General features: G+C 75.3%; 16 protein-coding genes and 1 pseudogene. 4 read left to right on the forward strand and 13 right to left on the reverse strand.

Translation table 11 applies throughout. The features are described 5' to 3' along the window. Positions 1 to 73: 73 nt before the first annotated feature. The 3 genes from AB0G14_RS06030 to AB0G14_RS06040 form a co-directional block, all read right to left on the reverse strand. Positions 74 to 1297: an ABC transporter substrate-binding protein gene (locus tag AB0G14_RS06030; RefSeq protein ID WP_357694212.1), complete on the reverse strand. Its 1224-nt coding sequence runs from the start codon at positions 1295 to 1297 to the stop codon at positions 74 to 76. Positions 1298 to 1426: 129 nt separating this feature from the next. After that, positions 1427 to 3763: a transposase gene (locus tag AB0G14_RS06035; protein WP_357694214.1), complete on the reverse strand. Its 2337-nt coding sequence runs from the start codon at positions 3761 to 3763 to the stop codon at positions 1427 to 1429. A 40-nt stretch (positions 3764 to 3803) separates the two neighbouring features. Next, positions 3804 to 4748, reverse strand: coding sequence for a DNA primase (locus tag AB0G14_RS06040; RefSeq protein ID WP_357694216.1), 945 nt, complete (start codon positions 4746 to 4748; stop codon positions 3804 to 3806). A 117-nt stretch (positions 4749 to 4865) separates the two neighbouring features. Between AB0G14_RS06040 and AB0G14_RS06045 the strand changes: the two genes are divergently transcribed. Then, positions 4866 to 5207 carry a helix-turn-helix transcriptional regulator gene (locus AB0G14_RS06045; RefSeq protein WP_350703543.1) on the forward strand — a complete coding sequence of 114 codons (342 nt, stop codon included), beginning with the start codon at positions 4866 to 4868 and terminating at the stop codon, positions 5205 to 5207. 61 nt (positions 5208 to 5268) lie between these two features. Here the strand turns inward: AB0G14_RS06045 and AB0G14_RS06050 are convergent, their stop codons facing one another. The 10 genes and pseudogenes from AB0G14_RS06050 to deoC form a co-directional block, all read right to left on the reverse strand. Then, complete coding sequence (locus AB0G14_RS06050; protein WP_357694218.1) at positions 5269 to 5937, reverse strand: permease prefix domain 1-containing protein; 669 nt, start codon at positions 5935 to 5937, stop codon at positions 5269 to 5271. Between the two features lie 93 nt (positions 5938 to 6030). After that, positions 6031 to 7761, reverse strand: a pseudogene (gene cydC, locus AB0G14_RS06055) (thiol reductant ABC exporter subunit CydC); the annotation flags it as partial. 47 nt (positions 7762 to 7808) lie between these two features. Then, positions 7809 to 9488 (reverse strand): thiol reductant ABC exporter subunit CydD, encoded by a 1680-nt coding sequence (gene cydD, locus AB0G14_RS06060; protein WP_357694220.1) that lies wholly within the window; start codon positions 9486 to 9488, stop codon positions 7809 to 7811. Next, on the reverse strand, positions 9485 to 10492 hold the full coding sequence (gene cydB / locus AB0G14_RS06065; RefSeq protein ID WP_357694222.1) for a cytochrome d ubiquinol oxidase subunit II: 1008 nt from the start codon (positions 10490 to 10492) through the stop codon (positions 9485 to 9487). Before cydB ends, cydD begins: the two co-directional genes overlap by 4 nt. Before the next feature lie 9 nt (positions 10493 to 10501). Next, positions 10502 to 11752 carry a cytochrome ubiquinol oxidase subunit I gene (locus AB0G14_RS06070; RefSeq protein WP_357694224.1) on the reverse strand — a complete coding sequence of 417 codons (1251 nt, stop codon included), beginning with the start codon at positions 11750 to 11752 and terminating at the stop codon, positions 10502 to 10504. A gap of 137 nt (positions 11753 to 11889) precedes the next feature. After that, positions 11890 to 12792: a M56 family metallopeptidase gene (locus AB0G14_RS06075; protein WP_357694226.1), complete on the reverse strand. Its 903-nt coding sequence runs from the start codon at positions 12790 to 12792 to the stop codon at positions 11890 to 11892. Between the two features lie 10 nt (positions 12793 to 12802). Next, a complete protein-coding gene (locus tag AB0G14_RS06080) occupies positions 12803 to 13267 on the reverse strand; it encodes a BlaI/MecI/CopY family transcriptional regulator (RefSeq protein WP_357458473.1) in 465 nt (154 codons plus the stop codon). Positions 13268 to 13494: 227 nt separating this feature from the next. Continuing rightward, positions 13495 to 14319 (reverse strand): aldehyde dehydrogenase family protein, encoded by an 825-nt coding sequence (locus tag AB0G14_RS06085; RefSeq protein WP_357694229.1) that lies wholly within the window; start codon positions 14317 to 14319, stop codon positions 13495 to 13497. Further along, complete coding sequence (locus tag AB0G14_RS06090; protein ID WP_357694231.1) at positions 14312 to 15742, reverse strand: aldehyde dehydrogenase family protein; 1431 nt, start codon at positions 15740 to 15742, stop codon at positions 14312 to 14314. Before AB0G14_RS06090 ends, AB0G14_RS06085 begins: the two co-directional genes overlap by 8 nt. 6 nt (positions 15743 to 15748) lie before the next feature. After that, on the reverse strand, positions 15749 to 16738 hold the full coding sequence (gene deoC / locus AB0G14_RS06095) for a deoxyribose-phosphate aldolase (RefSeq protein ID WP_357694233.1): 990 nt from the start codon (positions 16736 to 16738) through the stop codon (positions 15749 to 15751). Positions 16739 to 16871: 133 nt separating this feature from the next. Between deoC and upp the strand changes: the two genes are divergently transcribed. From upp to AB0G14_RS06110, 3 genes are all read left to right on the forward strand, one after another. Further along, positions 16872 to 17504, forward strand: coding sequence for a uracil phosphoribosyltransferase (gene upp / locus AB0G14_RS06100; RefSeq protein WP_357694235.1), 633 nt, complete (start codon positions 16872 to 16874; stop codon positions 17502 to 17504). Positions 17505 to 17715: 211 nt separating this feature from the next. Next, positions 17716 to 18255, forward strand: coding sequence for a sigma-70 family RNA polymerase sigma factor (locus AB0G14_RS06105; protein ID WP_357694237.1), 540 nt, complete (start codon positions 17716 to 17718; stop codon positions 18253 to 18255). Positions 18256 to 18265: 10 nt separating this feature from the next. Next, entirely contained in the window at positions 18266 to 19315 is a 1050-nt protein-coding gene (locus tag AB0G14_RS06110) for a CU044_5270 family protein (RefSeq protein ID WP_357694239.1), read from the forward strand. The last annotated feature ends 66 nt before the right edge of the window (positions 19316 to 19381 follow it).

A 19381-nucleotide genomic window follows, 5' to 3' on the forward strand; every position in this document is an offset into this window, starting at 1 on the left:
CCCGGCGTCGGCTTCGGCCGTCACCGGGCGCTCGTCGCTGCCCGCGTCCGGGTCGGGGAGGCGCGGGCGGGTGTCAGGACACCCGGGTCCAGGCGCCCGAGCTGACGGTGTAGAGGCCCAGCGACCCCTGGTCCATGCCACCGTGCCGGATGGGGGTGAAGGAGTACATCCCCACCATCCCCTCGGTGACCTGGTTCTGCAGGAACGCCCGCAGCCGTCCACGGTCGACGCTGGTGGGCAGCCGGGCCGCGTCGGCGATCAGCTGCACGGCGTCGGACGCGTACGGGGCGAAGCCGCTGAACCCGCCGTGCAGCTGCACGTAGCGGTAGACGAAGTCCTTGCGCTGCAACGCCGACATGGTGGTGTTGGCGAGCATGGCCCCGCCCAGTGAGACCGGGTGGACCGCGTACGCACCCTCCATCAGGGAGGCGTTCGTGCCCTCCAGGGTCTCCTCGGCGACCGCGCCCGCGTCGAGGAACACCGGCCCGTCGTAACCGGCCCGGCGCAGCGTCCCGACGGCGGCGGCGGAGTCCGGGGCGGTCGCCCAGACCACCACGCCGTCCGGGCGGGCGGCGGCCGTCGAGCGGGCGGCGCGACGGAAGTCCTCGCCGGTGCGGGGCAGCCGGATGCTGGCCGCCGGCTCCACCCCGGCCGTCCGCAGGGCCCCCGTCATGGCCCGTACCCCGGAGTCGCCGTGCAGCCCGTGCGCGGCCAGCACCGCCACCCGGCGCAGCCGCTGCGAGGCGACCAGCCGGGCCAGCCGCCGGGCCATGTCACCGGCGTCCGGGGTCAGCTTGTAGACGTACGTCCGCTGCGGCAGCGGCAGCACGATGCCGTCGCCGAAGCCGAGCGAGAGGAACGGCACCCGCTGCTGCTGCGCCACCTCGGCGAGGGCGATCGAGGTCTCGGCCATGGTGCCGCCGAGCAGGGCGTGCACGCCGGTGTCGCGGGCCAGTTCGGTGGCCTGCCGGGCCGCCAGCCGGGGATCGCCGGCGTTGTCCCGCACCTCCAGCCGTACGTTGCGGCGCAGGTTGCCGACCGGCACGCCCTTGTCGTTGAGCGCCTCGACGGTGATGTCCAGCGCCCGCTGTTGGAGTACGCCGAGCGCGGCACCGGGCCCGGTCAGCTCCAGGCTGGCCCCGATCAGCAGTTCCTGACCGCCCGGCGCGGCCGTCCTGACGGGATCCCCCGCATCCGCATCGCCGCGCCCGCAGGCGCTGAGCAGCAGACTGCCCGCCGTCGCGGCCAGCAGGCCGCGACGGGTGAGCAGGGAGGGGTTGGTTGCCGATGTCGCCACGAGTCGCCTTCCCACCCCGGCGACCCCTGCCGCCGGCTGTTCCGCCGGGTATGCTCCCGGCCGCCGCGACCCGGCGTCAAATTATCCGGGTGTGGGCAGGAACACGCAGGTGGAAGGCGGTTTGCCCGCTCAGGAGCGGTAGCCGGCGGAGCGGTACTCGTATTCCCGGTCGTCGTCGCGGTCGCCGGTGTCGCGGCTGAAGTCCCAGCCCCCGGCGGCCTCCCGGCCGGGTCGGCCGCCCACCGCGAACCCGCCGATCTCCTGCCCGCGGCGCCAGCCGCGGAAGTAGCCGGTGGTGTTCTCGGCGAGGCTCGCCGCGTCCCGGACGATCCGCAGTGGACGCTCGTCCCGCAACGGCGACCCCGGGACGAGGTTGGCCTGCGGGACCCGCTTGGGCAGCCCGGCCGCGGTCTCCGCGCCGACCGCCGGGCGGGCGGCCTGCTCGGCGGCCTGCCAGCCGGTGTCGGCCGTGGTGGACCAGTCCAGGTCGGACTCCTCGGCGTGCCCGACGAACCAGGCGGACTTCGCCTGGGCGAAGATCAGCAGGTCGCCGTCGCCCTCGTCGGAGACCGGCGGTGGCCGCCGCTCCACGGGCGGCGCCGGTCGGTGCTCGGCCACCGGGCGCTCGGCGCGGGGGGCCGGCCGGCCGGGCTCCTCGCGGTCGACCAGCCGCAGCGGCGGCGTCTCCGGGTCCGCGGCCTGGCCCGGCCCGCCGCGCAGCGCGCGGTCGGCCAGCGGCGGCGGCTCGACCAGGCGCAGCATCGGCGGTTCCTGGGGCAGGTCGTCGGCGAGCCAGGGCGGGGTGACCCGACGCTCGGCGCCCGGGTCGGTCGGCGCGTCGATGCCGCTCCCGCCCCGGTCGCCGTAGGAGCCGCCGACCGGGTTCTTGGCCGGGCTGTCGGACGGGTCCTCCGGGTTGTTGACCAGTGGCCAGTTGGCCCGGGACCCGGGGGGAGCGGACTCCTGGTCGGGCCGCGGCGTGGGCACGGGCACGCTGTGGTCGGTGGCGCTGAAGCCGCCCGTGGGCGCGGGGGGCTCGCCGGTGGTCTTGGGCCGGGGTGGGATCACTGTGCGCTGCCGCTCGGCGCGGGCGCTCTGGATCGCCGCGGTGGTCAGCGTGGGCCGGAACGGCTCCCCGGCCTCGGCCGGGGGCACGGTGCCGCGCTGTGCCGGGGCGATCGGGGTGATGCCGGGCGGCGGGGGCGGCGGCGCGGAGACCGGGCGGTTGGTCGGGCCGTCGATCCGGCTCGGCGCCGAGGCCGGCCGCGAGGGCGGCGCGGAGACGGGGGGACCGGCCAGCGCGGCCGGGGTCACCGGCGCCGGGGCGACCGGCGGCGGCGCGACGGGCGCCGGGGCGACCGGCGGCGGGCCGAGTGGCCGGGGCGCCGGGGGCGGCGTCGCGCCGGAGACGGGTTCCGGCCGGCTCCGGCGACCGCCGGACGGGGCCGGCTCGGGCTCCGTGGCCCGGACGGGACGCAGGCCCGCTCCGGTGGGGGCGAGGCCGGGCAGGTCGCCGATCGGCTCGCCGCGTCGGGCCGCGGCCCGACGTCCGGGGGCCGCCGCGGCGGGCGTGCCGGCGCGGGCGCTGAGCGCGCCGACCAGGGCCTCGCAGCCGGCGTCGCACGCCCGGACGGAGGCGACGGCCTGCCGCACGGTCTCCGCCACGGCGGAGGTGAGGACGCGGTTGACCGTGGCGCGCCGCGGCGTCTCGCTGATGGCGACCCGCAGGGCCGTCACGGCGTCGGTGAGCTCCTCGGCGCCCGCGACTCCGTCGGCCGCGAGCTGCGCCGCGATCGCGTCGGCGGCGACCGGGACCTCGTGGCCGCTCAGCATGCCCGGCTCGGGCAGCGCGTCCAGGACGGCCAGCGAGACCGGCTCGGCCGGGTCCGGGTACGCGCGTAACGCGGCCGGGTAGAGCTCGCGGAGCACCTCGCGCAGCGCGACGGCGGCGGAGTGCCGCCCGCTGGCCAGCGCGGCGTGCGCGGCGAGCACCTGCTTGTATCCGGCGAGGTCCCGGGGGGCCGGGAGGGTGACGGCGGAGAGCGCGCCGGCCTGCAGGGCGCGGGCCAGGCCGACGGCGCGCCGCTCGGCCGGGGGCGACTGCATCTCCTCCAGGGAGTCGTCGTCGGCGAACCGTTCGGCGAAGTCGTCGACGGAGTCGTCGTCGGCGATCGCCAGGGGGCGACCCGCGGCGCTGAGCAGCGAGGTGACCGTGTGGTCGTCGCTGTCGGCGGCGATCGCCGCACCGCTCGGCCCGCCCGACCGCTCCACGAGCAGCGCGACCAGCTGGGCGTAGCCAGCCGGGTCGTCGCCGATCTCGCAGACATGCAGCAGACGGCCTGCGTCGTCGACCACAGCGGACGTCAGCGTCGAACCGGCCGAAGCCGGTCGGTCGGCCGGATCCGCCGAGGCCAGACCGCAGTACACGCGCACGAGCGCCACGGCGTCGTCCTCCTCCCGGGACACAAGGCTTTCTCTGCCAGAGACTGATGCTCCCCGTAAAGGGTCAGTCGCGCCAGTCCACGACCGCAGAGATCTTGCCGACAATGGTGCGCCAACCCAGACTTGCGGTTTGTGCCCCGATTTTCTTCAGCCGCCGACGGCCGAAGAACCCACCGACGCCGCCGTCGACCGTGGCGCGCAGCGCCTCGTCCAGGTCGTCCAGGCTGGAACCGGCGGAGAGCATGTCCAGCACCGCGGGCAGGCGCAGCGCGTACGCCAGGTCACGGGCCACCTCGCCGGCCTCGATGAGCAGCGTCGGGTCCCAGGTGTCGTGCCCGCCGCGGAGGTTCTCCACCACCAGGTCGAGCTCGTAGATGTCCTCGTCCAACGGCGCGATGTCGGCCGGCTCCACCCGTTCGGACAGCTCGCTCCAACTGTCCAGTTGGGACAGGTCGTTGGGCGCGCCGGAACGGATGAAACTGACCAGCGACTCGGGCGTCTTGAACAGCAGCAGCTTGCCGCGATGGCTGAGGAAGACCGGGACCTCCTCGTCGCCCGCCTCGTCCTCGGCCTCGTCCTCGGCGGCCGCCTCGGCGTCCTCGTCGTCGGCCTTGCCTCGGCGGGCCTTGCCGTCCTCCTCGTCGCTCTCGGCGAACTCCTGGGCGACCTCCTCGTCGAGGATGACGACCGTCTCGTCGTCCTCGTCCTCCTCGACGACCTGGCGGCGGGCCAGGAACGGGTCGTCCTGGTCGCGCTCGGCGACGTCGGTGGGGGTCAGCTCCCGAGCCGGCCGGTACGCCCGGAGCGTGTAGCCGGTGCCGGCGGGCAGCGCGATCTCCACCGGGTCGATCCGCAGCTCGTCCCAGAGGGCGCGGGCGGCCTCGGCCGAGACGGTTGCGGTGTCGGACTCGGCCGTGTCGTCCACGTCGTCGAGCTCGGGCTCGTCGGCGTCGGGCCGTTGGGGCGACTGGCGGGCCACGCTGACCTCCGTGTGCTTCGGGTTGCCCACCCGCCGACGTGCGCCGCCGACGAGTGACTCTGGGCACATACCCTAGTGGGCGACTCCGGGTGACCGTGGCCGCACCCCGGTGGCGGAGCGGCCCGCCAACAAGTAGCCTCTCTACGCATGAAGGCCCAGGCGCTGCACGGACACCTCGACGCGCTGCTGCTCGCCGTGCTGGAGCAGGGCTCGATGCACGGCTACGCGATCATCGAGGCGCTGCGGAACCGCAGCGACGGCCAGCTCGACCTGCCCACCGGCACCATCTACCCGGCGCTGCGTCGTCTTGAGCGGGCCGGCCACGTGGCCAGCACCTGGAGCACCGTCAACGGGCGCGAGCGGCGGACCTACCAGCTCACCGACGCGGGGCGGCGGGCGCTGGCCGGGGAGCGGTCCGGGTGGCGCGAGTTCAGCAGCACCGTCGGCCGGTTCCTCGACACCGACGCCCCACCCACCGCGCCCGCCTGACGACGCCCGGCCGGGCCCGCCGACGGCCGGCACCGCGATCGCGGGCGGTCGGCCCGCGGGGTCAGCGGGCGGCGAGCAGCCAGGTGCGGGCGGCCCGACCGAGCCACACGTAGCCGGCGGCGGCCGCCACGGCCCCGACGAGCATCGGCGGCCAGGTGAGCGCGCCCTCCCACAGCCCGATCGACCACGCGAAGAGGGCCGCGCCGGCCAGCACGCCGAGGGCGAGGACCCCGGTCAGCGCCGCGCCCACCGCCCGGCCGACCGCGCCGTTGCCGCGCAACGCCCACCGGCCGGCCCCGGCCAGCAGCAGCCCGACCGCCGCCAGCACGAACGCGGCGATCCAGATCCAGTTCACCGAGGCCGACAGGAACTGGTAGCCGGCCGGCGGGCGGGGCCCGTCGCTCCAGCTCGCCCCCCGCCAGGTGAGATCGCCGGCGACGAACGCGACCGCGGCCAGCCCGAGCACCCGCAGCGACAGCCCGCGCAGCGCGCCCATCGCCAGTTCCGCCTGGTAGGCCGGGACCAGCAGCGCCGCGGAGCCGAACTCGGCCACCGCCCGGCGCTGGGCCTCCGCCGCCGGCAGCCCGTCCTCCCGGTACGCGTCGACGGCGTCCAGCAGGCCGTGCCGCGCCTCGGTCAGCAGGTCGGACTTCAGCCGGCGCGGCCCGCGCAGGCACCCGTCCAGCTCCCGCAGCCGCTCCTCCACCATGGTCGCGTCGTCGCACCGCATGGCACCACCCTGTCACGGGCGGCCGCCGGGCGGCGTCCGGGACAACCCTGGCCCGACCCGGAGGTGCGGGCCGGGGAAAGGAGCGTGCCGGGCTCAGGGGCGCAGCGCCAGGTACCCGCGTTCGGCAGCCTCCTGGAGCAGCCACTGGTCCCGGTACCAGCCGGGGGCCGCGACGAGGTCCGCGTGCCGGCCGCGCTGGGCCACCCGGCCGGCGTCCAGCACCACGATCTCGTCGAGGTCGGCCAGCCCGCTGAGCCGGTGGCTGATCAGCAGCACGGAGTGCCCGGCCGGGGTGGCCGCCAGCGCGGAGGCGAGCACCGCGTCGGCGGCGGCGGGGTCGAGCCCCTCGGTCGGCTCGTCGAGCACCAGCACGCCCGGCGCGGCGAGCAGCGCCCGGGCCAGCGCGAGCCGCTGCCGCTGGCCGCCGGAGAGCTGACCGCCCTCCTCGCCGACCACGGTGTCCCAGCCGTCCGGCTGCGCGCGGACCCAGTCCAGCAGCCCGGCCGCCGCTGTCGCCGCCGCCAGCTCGTCCTCGTCGGCGTCGGGCCGCCCGAGCAGCAGGTTCTCCCGCACCGTGGCGTGGAAGACGTACGCCTCGGCGAGCAACCCGCCGACCGCGCGGGGCAGCTCCCCGGCCCGGTACGTCGACAGGTCCCGCCCGTCCAGGGTGACCCGCCCGCGTTCGGGGCGTACGGAGCCGGTGAGGACGGCGGCGAGGGTGCTCTTGCCGGCACCGCTCGGCCCGACCACGGCCACCCGGCGGCCGGGCGGCAGCTCCAGGTCGAGCCCGTCCAGGGCGGGCGCGGCGCCCTCCCGGTAGCGCACGGTCAGCTCATCGAACCGCACGTCGTACGGCCCGGGGCCGACCGGCGCCCCGTCGGACGCGGGCGCCTCGTCCGCCTTCGCCAACAGGGCGGCCACCCGGGCAAGGCCGGTGCGGAGCTGGGTCCACTGCCGGGCGGCCCCGACCAGCGCCAGCGCGATCTCGACGGCGGCGAGCGTGCCGACCGCCAGGACGCCGACCAGCACCCCGTCCACGTCCGCCGCCAGGGCGGCGAGCACCACCGCGCCGGCGGTCAGCCCGGCCACCAGCACCCCGGCCGCGTCGACGGCGAACCCGGTGGCGGCGAGCCGCCGCTCCAGCCGGGCCAGGCGCCGCGCGCGTTCCCGGGCCGCGTCCAGCGCCTGCCCGGTGGCGCCGAACGCGGCCAGGTCGGCGGCGCCGTGGGTGAGGTCGACCGCGTCGGTGGCGAGCGCCCCGCGCAGCGGCGCCAGTTCGGCGGCGGCGCGCCGGGTCAGCGCGGTGGCCAGGGCGGGCAGCGCGACCCCGGCGACCAGCAGCCCGACGGCGAGCGCCCCGGCGGCGGCCGGCGAGACCAGCGCCGCCCCGCCGACCGCGACCAGGCTGACCAGGGCCGCCGCCGAGGCCGGCACCAGCACTCGCAGCAGCAGGTCCTGAACCGCCTCCACGTCCGAGACGAGCCGGCTCAGGGCGTCGCCCGAGTGCTGCCGGAGCGTCGGCCGGGCGGCGAGGCTGGCGAATACCCGGGCGCGGACGTCGGTGATCAGCCGCAGCACGGCGTCGTGCCCGGCGAGCCGCTCGGTGTAGCGGAGCACGCCCCGGCCGACCGCCAGCGCCCGGACCGCGACGATCGCCACGGTGAGGCGGTCCAGCGGGGGCCGTCCGGCGGCGCTCATCAGCAGCCAGGTCGCGGTGGCCATCAGGGCGAGGCCGGCGAACTCGGTGGCGGCGGCGAGCAGCCCCGCGCCGAGCAGCCGGTTCAGGTACGGCCGGGCGAGCCGCAGCACGGTCCGCTCGGGGGAGCGGGCGCGGGTCTCGGCGGAGTCGCCGGGCGGCATCGGCTCGTCGGTCATCGGGTCGCCTCCCCGGCCGCCGCCGGGGTCAGCTCCGTGACCCGGCCGTCCTCGATCCGCAGGATCCGGTCCGCGTCGGCGAGCAGCGCCGGCCGGTGCGCCACCAGCAGGGCCGTCCGCCCGGCCACCAGCCGACGGGTGGCGTCGAGGACGACGGCCTCGCTCGCGGTGTCCAGCCGGGCGGTCGGCTCGTCGAGCAGCACCACCGGGGCGTCCCGCAGGAACGCGCGGGCCAGCGCGACCCGCTGCCGCTGCCCGCTGGACAGGCCGTGCCCGCGCTCGCCGAGCACGGTGGCGAGCCCGTCGGGCAGGCCGGCGACCACGTCGTCCAGGGCGGCGTCGCGGACGGCGGTGGCGAGGGCCGCGTCCGGGGTGTCGGGGGCGCCGAGCCGGATGTTGTCGGCCAGCGAGGCGGCGAAGAGGTGGGCCCGCTGCGGCACCCAGGCGACCTGGCGGCGCCAGGCGTCCAGGTCCGTGCCGGTCAGGTCCACCCCGCCGACGGTGACCCGGCCGGCGGTCGGGGCCACGAAGCCGAGCAGCAGGCCGAGCAGCGTGCTCTTGCCGGCGCCGCTCGGGCCGACGACCGCGACGCGTTCGCCCGGCCGGATGGTCAGCGTGACGTCGCGCAGCGCGGTGGTCCGCTCGTACGCGACGGTCACCGACTCGAACCGGATCTCGCCCCGGCCGTCCGGCGTCGCCGCGCCCCCGCCGGGTGCGACCGGTGCGGGGGCGGCGGCCGAGAGGGTCAGTGCCTCGTCCAGCGCGGTCAGGCCCTCCATGCTGGCGTGGAACCGGCTGCCGGCCGCCCGTAGCGGCAGGTACGCCTCCGGCGTGAGCAGCAGCACCAGCAGCGCGGTCTGCAGGGTCAGGCCGCCGCCGAGCAGCCGTACGCCCACCGGCACGGCGACCAGTGCCACCGAGAGGGTGGCGACCAGTTCCAGCACCAGGGCGGAGAGGAACGCGATCCGCAGCGTCTTCATGGTCGCCACCCGGTGCCCGTCGGCCATCCGGCGGACGGCGTCGGTCTGCGCTCGGGCCCGGCCGAACGCGCGCAGCGTGGGCAGCCCGGCGACCATGTCGAGGAAGTGCCCGCCGAGCAGGGAGAGCCGCCGCCACTGCCGCTCGGTGGCGGCCTGCGCCTGCCAGCCGAGCAGCGCGCCGAAGATCGGGATCAGCGGCAGGGTGGCCGCGATGATCAGCGCCGAACTCCAGTCGGCGACGAAGACCCGCGCCAGCACGGCGACCGGCACGGTGACGCTCAGCACGAGCTGCGGCAGGTAGCCGGTGAAGTAGGCGTCCAGCGCGTCCAGCCCGCGCCCGGCCAGCGTGGCGAGTTGCCCGGCGCGCTGGCCGGCGACCCAGCCGGGGCCCTGCCGCCCGACCGCCCCCAGCAGTTCCTCGCGCAGCGCCGCCTTGACCGTCGCCGCGACCCGCGCCGACACCGTGCCCTGCGCCCAGACCAGCAGCGAGCGGGCGGCCACCGCGGCGACGAAGCCGGCCAGGGCGGGCCGGTCCAGCCGCCCGTCGAACCCGGTCGCCAGCAGCGCGGCCAGCGCGGTGGCCTGCGCGACGACCAGCCCCGCGGCCAGCACGCCGAGCAGCGCGAGCACGGCGAGGTCGCGCCGGGCCGCGGGGACCCGGCGCAGCAGACGCGGGTCGAACGGACGGCGGTTCACCAGTACACCGGTGCCCTGCCGTCGGTCCGTCCCCGGAAAACCCACCAGCACATCGCCTGAAAGCCTAGTAGGGCCGGCAGGAGCGGCACCGTCAGCCAGCCCAGCAGCCGCAGCGTGGGCGTGCTCGCCGCCGCGTCGGCCACCGTCAGGGACGCGCCGGGGTCGACCGTGGAGACCAGCGCGTAGGGCCAGAGGGTCGCGCCGACGAGCGCCACCGGCAGCGCCAGGGCGGCCCCGGTGGCGGCGAAGGCCAGCCCGGGCCGCCGCCGGCCGAGCGCTACCCGGGCCGCCAGCACCGCCGCCACCAGCAGCAACGGCAGCAGTACGCCCACCGCGGGCTGCCGCGCGGCGGCGCGTACGTCGGCGGAGAGCAGGCCGAGCGCGGTGGCCGCGCCGACGGCGACGAGCGCCACCGGGACGAGCCGGCGGGCCAGCCGCCCGACCGGCGCGGCCTCGGCGGCCGGCAGCCGGAGGGTGAGGAAGGTCGCACCGTGCAGGGCGACCAGCGCGACGACGGCGAGGCCGGTGGCGGCCACGAACGGGGTGAACAGGTGGCTCACCCCGGCGACGTGGCCGTCGGCGTGCAGCGGCACGCCCTGGAGCAGCCCGGCCAGCAGGGCGCCCCAGCCGAGCGCGGCGAGCAGGCTGCCGACGACCACGATCCGGTCCCAGCCGGCGCGGGCCCGTGGGCCGGCCGGACGGCTGCGCAGTTGCACCCCGGCGGTAACCAGGATCACCCCGGTCAGCGCGCCGACCACGGCCGGGTAGAAGCCGGAGAGCAGTTCCCCCTCCAGCACGGGGAAGGCGCCGAACAGGATGCCGACGGCGGCCACCAGCCAGACCTCGTTGCCGAGGAAGAACGGGCCGACGGCGTTCAGGGCGGCGCGGCGGCGGGCGGGGTCGGCGCCCCGCGCGAGCAGCAGGCCGACGCCGTAGTCGTAGCCGCCGAGCACCAGGTAGGTGGCGAAGAAGAGGCCGAGCAGGGCGTACCAGGCGAGTTCCACGTCGTCTCCTCAGGCGAAGGCGGGCTCGGGGCGGGGGTCGGCCAGCGGCTGCTGCGGCGGGCGGCCCAGGGCGGGGTCGTGCGCGCCCCGGGCGGCGTGCCGGGCCAGCAGGACCCAGTTGGTGACGGCGAGGGTGCCGAGCAGCAGGCTGAATCCGATCAGCGAGGCGAGCATCAGCCACGGGTCGACCGGCGACACCGCCCGGTCCACCGGCAGCAACCCGTACGCGACCCAGGGCTGGCGGCCGACCTCGCGGGCGATCCAGCCGAGGATCACCGCGACGAACGGCAGCGGCAGGGCGAGCAGGATGATCCAGAGCGGGAAGCGCAGCCGCACGGCCCAGTCCCGCCAGAGCAGGGGGAGCAGCAGCCAGAGCAGGCCGAGACCGAAGCCGATCAGGATCATGAAGCCGAGGCCGACGCTGGCCAGCACGGGCGGGCTGTAGTCGCCGGGGCCGAACCGCGCGGTCCAGTCGGCGACCAGCGCGTCCGCCGCGGGGCTTCCGCCGAACTTGGTGGGCTGCACCTGCCCGACCGGGCCGAACTGGGCGAAGCCGAAGCCCTGCACCATGGTGATCGACAGCGCCGCGGTGACCAGGCCGATCCGCAGCGAGGTGCGGAACAGCGCGTAGTCCGGGGTGCGCCGGATCAGGTGCCAGGCGCTGACCGCTGCCATCAGCATCCCGCCGACCAGCAGCGCGGCGAAGACCACGTGGCCGAAGGCCATGCCGAGGCTGGGGTTGGTCAGCAGCGCGGTGAAGTCGGTGAGGTGGGCGACGCCGTCGCGCACCTCGTAGCCGACCGGGTTCTGGAGCCAGGAGTTGGCCACCATGATCCAGAACGCCGAGGCGTACGCGGTGAGCGCGACGCCCCAGAGCAGGGCGAGGTGGACGCCCTTGCGCAGCCGGTGCCAGCCGAAGATCCACATGCCGAGGAACGTCGACTCCAGGAAGAACGCGACCAGCGTCTCGATGGCCAGCGGCGCCCCGAAGACGTTGCCGACGTAGCGCGACAGGCCGCTCCAGTTCAGCCCGAACTGGAACTCCATCACTATGCCGGTGGCGATGCCGAGCACGTAGTTGATCACGTAGAGCTGGCCCCAGAAGCGGGTCAGCCGCTCGTAGACCGGCTTGCCGGTCAGCACGGCGGTGGTCTGCAACCCCACGAGCAGGGTGACCAGGCCGAGGGTGACCACCACGAACAGGAAGTGGATCGAGGTGGTGGTGGCGAACTGCAGGCGGGCGAGGAGCAGCGTGTCCATGGCCGGCTCTCCGTACTGTCGGCTCACTTGTCGTAGCGAGCCTACACGTAGTTTCTCTACGTATAACTACTACACTTCGTAGTAGACGACGGTACGGCAAGGCGTAGTAGTTTGGGGGGCGCATCCGATGCGCCGGATCAGCTGAGGAAGAGCGAGACCGGCAGGGCGGCCAGCGTGGTGGCCACCGACAGGGCGACGGCACCGAGCACCCGGGGCGGCCGGTCGGCGACCAGCAGGCGCTGCACCCGGACGTCCAGGTCACGGTCGCCGAGACCGAGGGCGCCGGCCGGAGTGATCCGACTTCCGGCTGCGGCGAACCGGCGCAGCGCGCGGCCCAGCGCCTCGGGGTGCGCCTCCCGGGCCTTGTCGTCGGCGCGCATCTCGACCAGCAGCGCGACCCGCTCGTGGATCCCGCGCACCCAGCCGAACCAGGGCAGCGCCCGGCAGAGCGCGGTGAACGGGAGCAGCACGAGGTCGTGCCGTTCCTGGGCGTGGGCCCGCTCGTGGCTGAGCACCGCCGCCAGCTCGGCGCGGTCCAGCAGGCTGAGCGTCCCGGCGCTGACCACCACCTGCGGTTTCACTCCCGGCAGGCAGTACGCCGCCGCGCTCGGGTGGTCGAGCACGAGCGCGCCGGGCGCCGCCGGGTCGTTCCGGGCCACCAGGGCGAGCAGGTCCCGGTGCCGGCGCTGGGCGCGCACCGTGTGGAGCAGGGTGCGTACGGTCGCGGTCAGCAGCACGGCGCCGATGCCGAAGCCGAAGGCGACCAGGCTCAACTGGACGGCCCCGAGCCCGGGCGGCAGGGTGCCGTGCACCAGATCGCCGCCCAGGGCCAGCAGCGCGCTCCCGGTCGGCCGCTCGTACGGAGCCAGACCCACCGCGATCGGCAGGCCCACCTCGGAGAGGCCGAGTGCCAGCCCGATCGCCTGCCAGCAGAGGATCGCGACCCGGGGGCTGCGCCACGGCCAGGTGGAGCGGGCCAGCACCTGCGCGGTCAGCAGGCAGGCCAGCATCGACGCGGCGAAGTGCAGAGCGTACGCCACGGCCGTCGCCCTACCGGTCCGCGACCTCGTCGGCGACGGGCGGGCGGACGACCCGGTCGGTCGGCGCCTCGACCCGGTCGGTCAGCTCACCCGGAGCAGCCGGCATGCCGCCGGCGGCCTCGGCGGCCAGCGCGGCGCGCAGCACCTCGGCCTCGGTGCCGGTCACCGAGTGGGCGAAGCGCACCAGCGCGGCGTCCCGGCTGCCGCCGAGGTCGAGGGCGTCGAGCATGAGCTGGGCGATGTGCGCCTCGCGGCTGGCGGCGGCCCGGTAGCGCCAGGCCCGCCCCTCCCGCTCGCGCTGCACCATGCCCTTGCCGGCCAGCCGGTCCAGCACGGTCATCACCGTGGTGTACGCCAGCTCGCGGCCGTCCAGCGCGTCGGCCACCTCGCGCACGGTGATCCCGTCCGACGCGGCGGGGACCGAGTCCCACAGCACGTCCATCACCGCACGTTCGAGATCACCAAGCCGAGTCACGCCGCAATCCTACCCCTGGTAGTAGACCTTCCCAGGGCAGCCCACCCGAGCCGCCCCTCCCGGGGCGGCACACCTGAGCCCGACCCTCCCCGGGCAGTACACCTGAGCCCGACCCCCTTCCGCGGACCTGGCCACGGACGGTTTTCCGGGGAGCCCCGCCCGCGCAGGGATCAAGCCTGACCGCCCGGAGCGGGCGGGGCTCCCCGGAAAACCCAGGACAGGGACCGTCACACCCCCTTGGGATGCCAGACCGTCTTCGTCTCCAGGAGGCTGGTCATCCGCGTGATCCCCGGGTCGGCGAACCAGTCGTGGTCGGCCGGGGCCGGCCGGAGCACCCGCTTCAGGTTCTCCGCCGCCTTGACCTCCAGCTCCGCCGCCAGTTCGGCGTCGGTCACCCCGGTCAGGTCGATCGCGTTGACGTCCATGTGGCTCGCCAGCGTCGGCACGGTCTCCGACAGGCGGCCGGTCAGGATGTTGACCACCCCGCCCGGCAGGTCGGAGGTGGCCAGCACCTCGGCCAGGGTCACCGCGGCCAGTGGCGCCGCCGGCGAGGCCGCCACCACGACGGTGTTGCCGGTGACGATCGCCGGGGCGATCACGCTGACCAGGCCGAGCAGCGCCGGCGCCGCGGGGGCGACCACGGCCACGACGCCGGTCGGTTCCGGCGACGAGAGGTTGAAGTAGGGCCCGGCGACCGGGTTGGCGCCGCCGTACACCTGGGGGAGCTTGTCGGACCAGCCCGCGTACCAGACCCAGCGGTCGACCGCCGCGTCCACCTCGTCGCCGGGCACGCCGAGGGCGACGAACTGCTCGCGCCGCCCCTCCAGCATCTCGGCCACCCGGTAGAGGATCTGACCCCGGTTGTACGCGGTCGCCCCGGCCCAGCCCTTCACGGCGGCGCGGGCGGCGACGACGGCGTCCCGCGCGTCCTTGCGGGAGGCCAGGGAGACATTCGAGTCCTGCACGAGATACGACCGTCCCGACTCGCTGCGCGGGAACTTCCCGCCGATGAAGAGCTTGTACGTCTTGCGTACCGCGACCCGCTCAGACATTGAGGTAGCCCTCCAGCCCGTGCCGGCCGCCCTCGCGACCGTAGCCCGACTCCTTGTAGCCGCCGAACGGCGAGGTGGGGTCGAACTTGTTGAACGTGTTGGCCCAGACCACGCCGGCGCGCAGCCGGTCGGCCATCCACAGGATCCGGGAGCCCTTGTCGGTCCAGATCCCGGCCGACAGCCCGTACGGCGTGTTGTTGGCCTTTTCGACGGCCTCGGCCGGGGTGCGGAACGTCAGCACGGACAGCACCGGGCCGAAGATCTCCTCCCGGGCGATCCGGTGTGCCTGGGTGACCCCGGTGAAGATCGTCGGCGCGAACCAGAAGCCGCGCTCGGGCAGCTCGCACGGCGGCGACCAGCGCTCGGCGCCCTCGGCGGACCCGGCCTCGGACAGCTCCCGGATCCGCGCGAGCTGGGCGGCCGAGTTGATCGCGCCGATGTCGGTGTTCTTGTCCAGCGGGTCGCCGACCCTGAGCTGGGCCATCCGCCGCTTCAACGACTCCAGCACCCGGTCGGCGACGGACTCCTGGACCAGCAGGCGGGAGCCGGCGCAGCAGACGTGCCCCTGGTTGAAGAAGATGCCGTTGACGATCCCCTCGACCGCCTGGTCGACGGGGGCGTCGTCGAAGACGATGTTGGCCGCCTTGCCGCCCAGCTCCAGGGTGAGCTTCTTGCGGGTGCCGGCGACCGAGCGGGCGATCGCCCGGCCGACCTCGGTCGAGCCGGTGAAGGCGACCTTGTCCACGCCGGGGTGCTCGACCAGCGCGCGGCCGGTCTCGCCGGCGCCGGTGACGATGTTGACCACGCCGGCCGGCAGGTCGGCCTGCTGGCAGATCTCGGCGAACAGCAGCGCGGTCAGCGGGGTCGTCTCGGCCGGCTTGAGCACGACCGTGTTGCCGGCGGCGAGGGCCGGGGCGATCTTCCAGGCCAGCATCAGCAGCGGGAAGTTCCACGGGATGACCTGCGCGGCCACGCCGAGCGGCTGCGGGTTCGCGCCGAAGCCGGCGTACGGGAGCTTGTCGGCCCAGCCGGCGTAGTAGAAGAAGTGCGCGGCGACCAGGGGCAGGTCGACGTCCCGGGACTCCTTGATCGGCTTGCCGTTGTCCAGCGACTCCAGCACCGCCAGCTCGCGGGAGCGCTCCTGGATGATCCGGGCGATCCGGAACAGGTACTTGGCCCGGTCCCGGCCCGGCATCGGACCCCAGACCTTCTCGTACGCCTGCCGGGCGGCGCGGACGGCACGGTCCACGTCCTGCGCGCCGGCCTCGGCGACCTCGGCGAGCACCTCCTCTGAGGCCGGGTTGATCGACTTGAAGCCGCCGCCGTCGGTCGGGTCGACGAACTTCCCGTCGACGAAGAGCCCGTACGAGGGCTTGATGTCCACCACCGAGCGCGACTCGGGGGCGGGTGCGTATTCGAACATCGGCTCTCAGTCCAGGGTGAAGTAGTCGGGACCGGAGTAGGTGCCGGTCGTCAGCTTGGTGCGCTGCATGAGCAGGTCGTTGAGCAGGCTGGAGGCGCCGAACCGGAACCAGTCCGGGTCCAGCCAGTCGGGGCCGACGGTCTCGTTGACCATCACCAGGTACTTGATCGCGTCCTTGGTGGTCTTGATGCCGCCGGCCGGCTTCACGCCGACCTGCCGGCCGGTGGCGGCGCGGAAGTCGCGGACGGCCTCCAGCATCACCAGGGTCACCGGCGGGGTGGCGGCCACCGGGACCTTGCCGGTGGAGGTCTTGATGAAGTCGCCGCCGGCCAGCATCGCCAGCCAGGAGGCGCGGCGCACGTTGTCGTACGTGGCCAGCTCGCCGGTCTCCAGGATCACCTTGAGGTGGGCTCGCGGTCGCCCCTGGCGACCGGCATCAGCACTGCCGCAGGCCTCCTTGATCGCTACGATCTCGTCGTAGACCTCCTTGTAGCGGCCGGCCAGGAACGCGCCCCGGTTGATCACCATGTCGATCTCGTCGGCGCCGGCCGCGACGGCGGCCCGGGTGTCGGCGAGCTTGACCTCCAGCGGCGCCTGACCCGACGGGAACGCGGTCGCCACGCTGGCCAGGTGCACCGCGCTTCCGCGCAGCACCTCGGCGACGTGCGGGACCATCGCGGGATAGACGCAGACCGCCCCGACGTGCGGGCAGGACGGGTCGGCCGGGTCGGGGCGCAGCGCCTTGGCCGCGAGGGCCCGCACCTTGCCGGGGGTGTCCGCCCCCTCCAGGGTGGTCAGGTCGACCATCCGGATCGCCAGGTCGATGGCCTGCGCCTTGGCGGTGGTCTTGATGGAGCGGGTGCCGAGCTGTGCCGCCCGCTGCTCCGCGCCGACCTGGTCCACGCCGGGCAGGCCGTGCAGGAAGGTCCGCAGAGCGGTCTCGGATCGTCCCAGCTCGGAGAGTTCCGACCGGGTCGACGTCGCTGTCGCCGTCATACCTCGAAGTCTACGCATCCGACCGACGCGTGATCTTGGTCACGGTGCCGTCGGTCGATCCGGGTGGTGAGCGACGTCCTGCTCCGCCCGCACTCGCAGTGCGGGCGCGGGCGGACCGGTAGGTTGAGCGATCGTGGACGTACACGTCATTGACCATCCGCTCGCCCAGTCGCGGCTGACCGCCATGCGGGACGCGCGCACCGACTCCTCCTCGTTCCGGGCGGCGCTGCACGAACTCACCACCATGCTGGTGTACGAGGCCGCGCGCTCGTTCCCGATCGAGAAGTACCCGGTGCAGACCCCCGTCACCGGCACCGAGGGCACCCGGCTGGCGAACCCGCCGCTGCTGGTGCCGGTGCTGCGGGCCGGCCTGGGGATGGCCGACGCCGCGCTCGGCCTGCTGCCGGAGTCGTCGATGGGCTTCGTCGGCCTGGCCCGCGACGAGGAGACGTACGAGCCGCGCGCCTACATGGAGTCGCTGCCGCGCGACCTGAGTGGGCTGCCGGTGCTGGTGCTCGACCCGATGCTCGCCACCGGCGGCTCGCTGGAGCACTGCTGCCGGCTGCTGGCCGACCGGGGCTGCACCGACATCACCGTGCTCTGCGTGCTCGCCGCGCCCGTCGGCATCGAGCGGCTGGAGCGCTCCGGCCTGCCGCTGCGCCTGGTCACCGCCTCGATCGACGAGGGCCTCAACGACCAGAAGTTCATCGTGCCGGGTCTCGGCGACGCCGGCGACCGCCAGTTCGGCGGCATGCCCCGCTTCTAGGCGGAGCCCCCACACCACGCCACCCGCCCCGGTATCGCCGGGGCGGGTGCCTCCGGCCGACAGGCCGTCCCGCCCCGGCCGGTGACCCTCCACCCGGCCGACAGGCCGTCCCGCCCCGGCCGGTGACTTTCCACCCCGCCGTAACGATCCGCCCCGCCCGCGACACATACGTGGTGTCCCTGTCAGGAACTGCGGTCGGGAGATCGATCAGATGAAACCCGTGGGTGAGCGGGGCGAGGGCTGGTTCACCAGCCTCTACGCCACGCACTACCCGGACATCGTCAGGTATGGCCTGCGCCGGCTTCCCGATGCCGACGCGGCGGCCGAACTCGCCCAAGACGTGTTCGTCGTCGTCTGGCGGCGGCGCGGCGAGGTGCCCGAACGCGCCCTCCCGTGGCTCTACGCCGTCGCGCGTCACGTGGTGGCGAACCGGTGGCGGTCCCGGCGCGGCGGTCCGAGCCTGCTCCCGCTCGCCGAGGCGGACCACGTACCGGCACGAATCGTCGAGCCCGACGCCGTCGCGCCGGTGCTCGACCTGCACCGGGCGCTGCGCACGCTGCCCGAAGCCGACCAGGAGATCCTCCGGTTGGTCGGCTGGGAGGACCTGAGCGTCGTGGATGCCGCCGTCGTCCTGGGCTGCACCCGGTCCGCCGCCGCCGTGCGGCTCTACCGGGCCCGGCGCCGACTGCGTTCCGCCCTGGCCGCCCCCACCCCCGCCCGCGACGCCCGGCCGGCGTCCGCCCACGTCTGAGAGGAGCACCATGCACACCAAGCAGCAGATCCGGGATCTTCTGGGCCCGGCCGACCCGGCGCGCGACGCCGTCGTACCGCCGTCGCCCCTCGCCGCCCGCGACCTGATCCTCCGCGCGGAGGACGCGACCGCCATTCCGGCCGGGCCGGTACGGCGGGCCGCGCCCCGGCGCACCGTGCTGGTCGGCGCAGCCGCCGCGGTGGCCGCGCTCGGCTCCGCCGGGGTGGCGCAGGTGCTGCGGGACGGGCCTGTGCCCGTCACCCCGGCACCCGCGCAGCCGGTCGCCGGGACCGTGCTTCAGCCGGTGTCCTACGAGATCGCCGCCGCCGAACCGGCCGGGCGGCACCTGCGGGCGCTCGCCGCGCGCATCGTGGACGCACCACACGAAGGCGCCACTGGCCCCTACTCCTACCACCACACCAAGTCCTGGGGCAGCCCGACCGCGTTTTCGCCCGAGGGGCACATGATGAGCTACGTGCAGGAACGTCGCGAATGGGTGGCGGACGACGGCCGCCGCTGGCAGGACGATCGGGTCTTGGGCGTCGAGTTCCCCGACCCGGCGTCCCGGGAATACTGGTCCACGCGGCCACAGTCGCCCAGTGCCAACCCCTCCGCCACCAGGCGGCCGCCAGGGATCGCCGAGATTCCGCCCGACCCAGTGGCCCGGCGGTTGCCGGCCGACCGGGCGGAACTCGCGCGCTGGCTCCGGATCGACCAGTCGGCGGGCGACGTGGCCATGCGCGCGTACCACCTCTACAGCAGCTACCTGGTGCCGCGGCGGACCCGGGCCGACCTCCTCACCATCCTGGCCGACAAGCCCGGCTTCGTGTGGCGCGGCCGGGTCGTCGACCGGGCCGGTCGCCAGGGCGTGGCCGTCACCGCCGACCTCGTCCCGCCGGCGGGCCAGAGGCTGATCCCGGAGCGGGCGCAGATGCTGCTGGTCTTCGACCCGTCGACCGGCGAACTGCTCGCCCACGAGTACCTGGAAACGGCCCCGAAGCGCCGTGTGCTGCACTACGCGCTCCTGCTCGAGGCCCGTCGCACCGACACGGTGGGCTGACCGTCCGGCCCGCCGGGGTCGCCTCGTCGGGCCGGTGGGCGGCGTGACCGGGAGCCCGCCCGCCGG

Source organism: Micromonospora sp. NPDC023814, from assembly GCF_040639595.1.
Taxonomy (GTDB): Bacteria; Actinomycetota; Actinomycetes; order Mycobacteriales; family Micromonosporaceae; genus Micromonospora.

Excerpts from the sequence above, each read along its gene's own strand:
- AB0G14_RS06110 (WP_357694239.1), top strand. The coding sequence starts at position 18,266 with ATGCACACCAAGCAGCAGATCCGGGATCTTCTGGGCCCGGCCGACCCG.
- AB0G14_RS06090 (WP_357694231.1), bottom strand. The coding sequence starts at position 15,742 with ATGTTCGAATACGCACCCGCCCCCGAGTCGCGCTCGGTGGTGGACATC.
- AB0G14_RS06045 (WP_350703543.1), top strand. The coding sequence starts at position 4,866 with ATGAAGGCCCAGGCGCTGCACGGACACCTCGACGCGCTGCTGCTCGCC.
- deoC (WP_357694233.1), bottom strand. The coding sequence starts at position 16,738 with ATGACGGCGACAGCGACGTCGACCCGGTCGGAACTCTCCGAGCTGGGA.
- AB0G14_RS06085 (WP_357694229.1), bottom strand. The coding sequence starts at position 14,319 with ATGTCTGAGCGGGTCGCGGTACGCAAGACGTACAAGCTCTTCATCGGC.
- AB0G14_RS06070 (WP_357694224.1), bottom strand. The coding sequence starts at position 11,752 with ATGGACACGCTGCTCCTCGCCCGCCTGCAGTTCGCCACCACCACCTCG.
- AB0G14_RS06050 (WP_357694218.1), bottom strand. The coding sequence starts at position 5,937 with ATGCGGTGCGACGACGCGACCATGGTGGAGGAGCGGCTGCGGGAGCTG.
- AB0G14_RS06105 (WP_357694237.1), top strand. The coding sequence starts at position 17,716 with ATGAAACCCGTGGGTGAGCGGGGCGAGGGCTGGTTCACCAGCCTCTAC.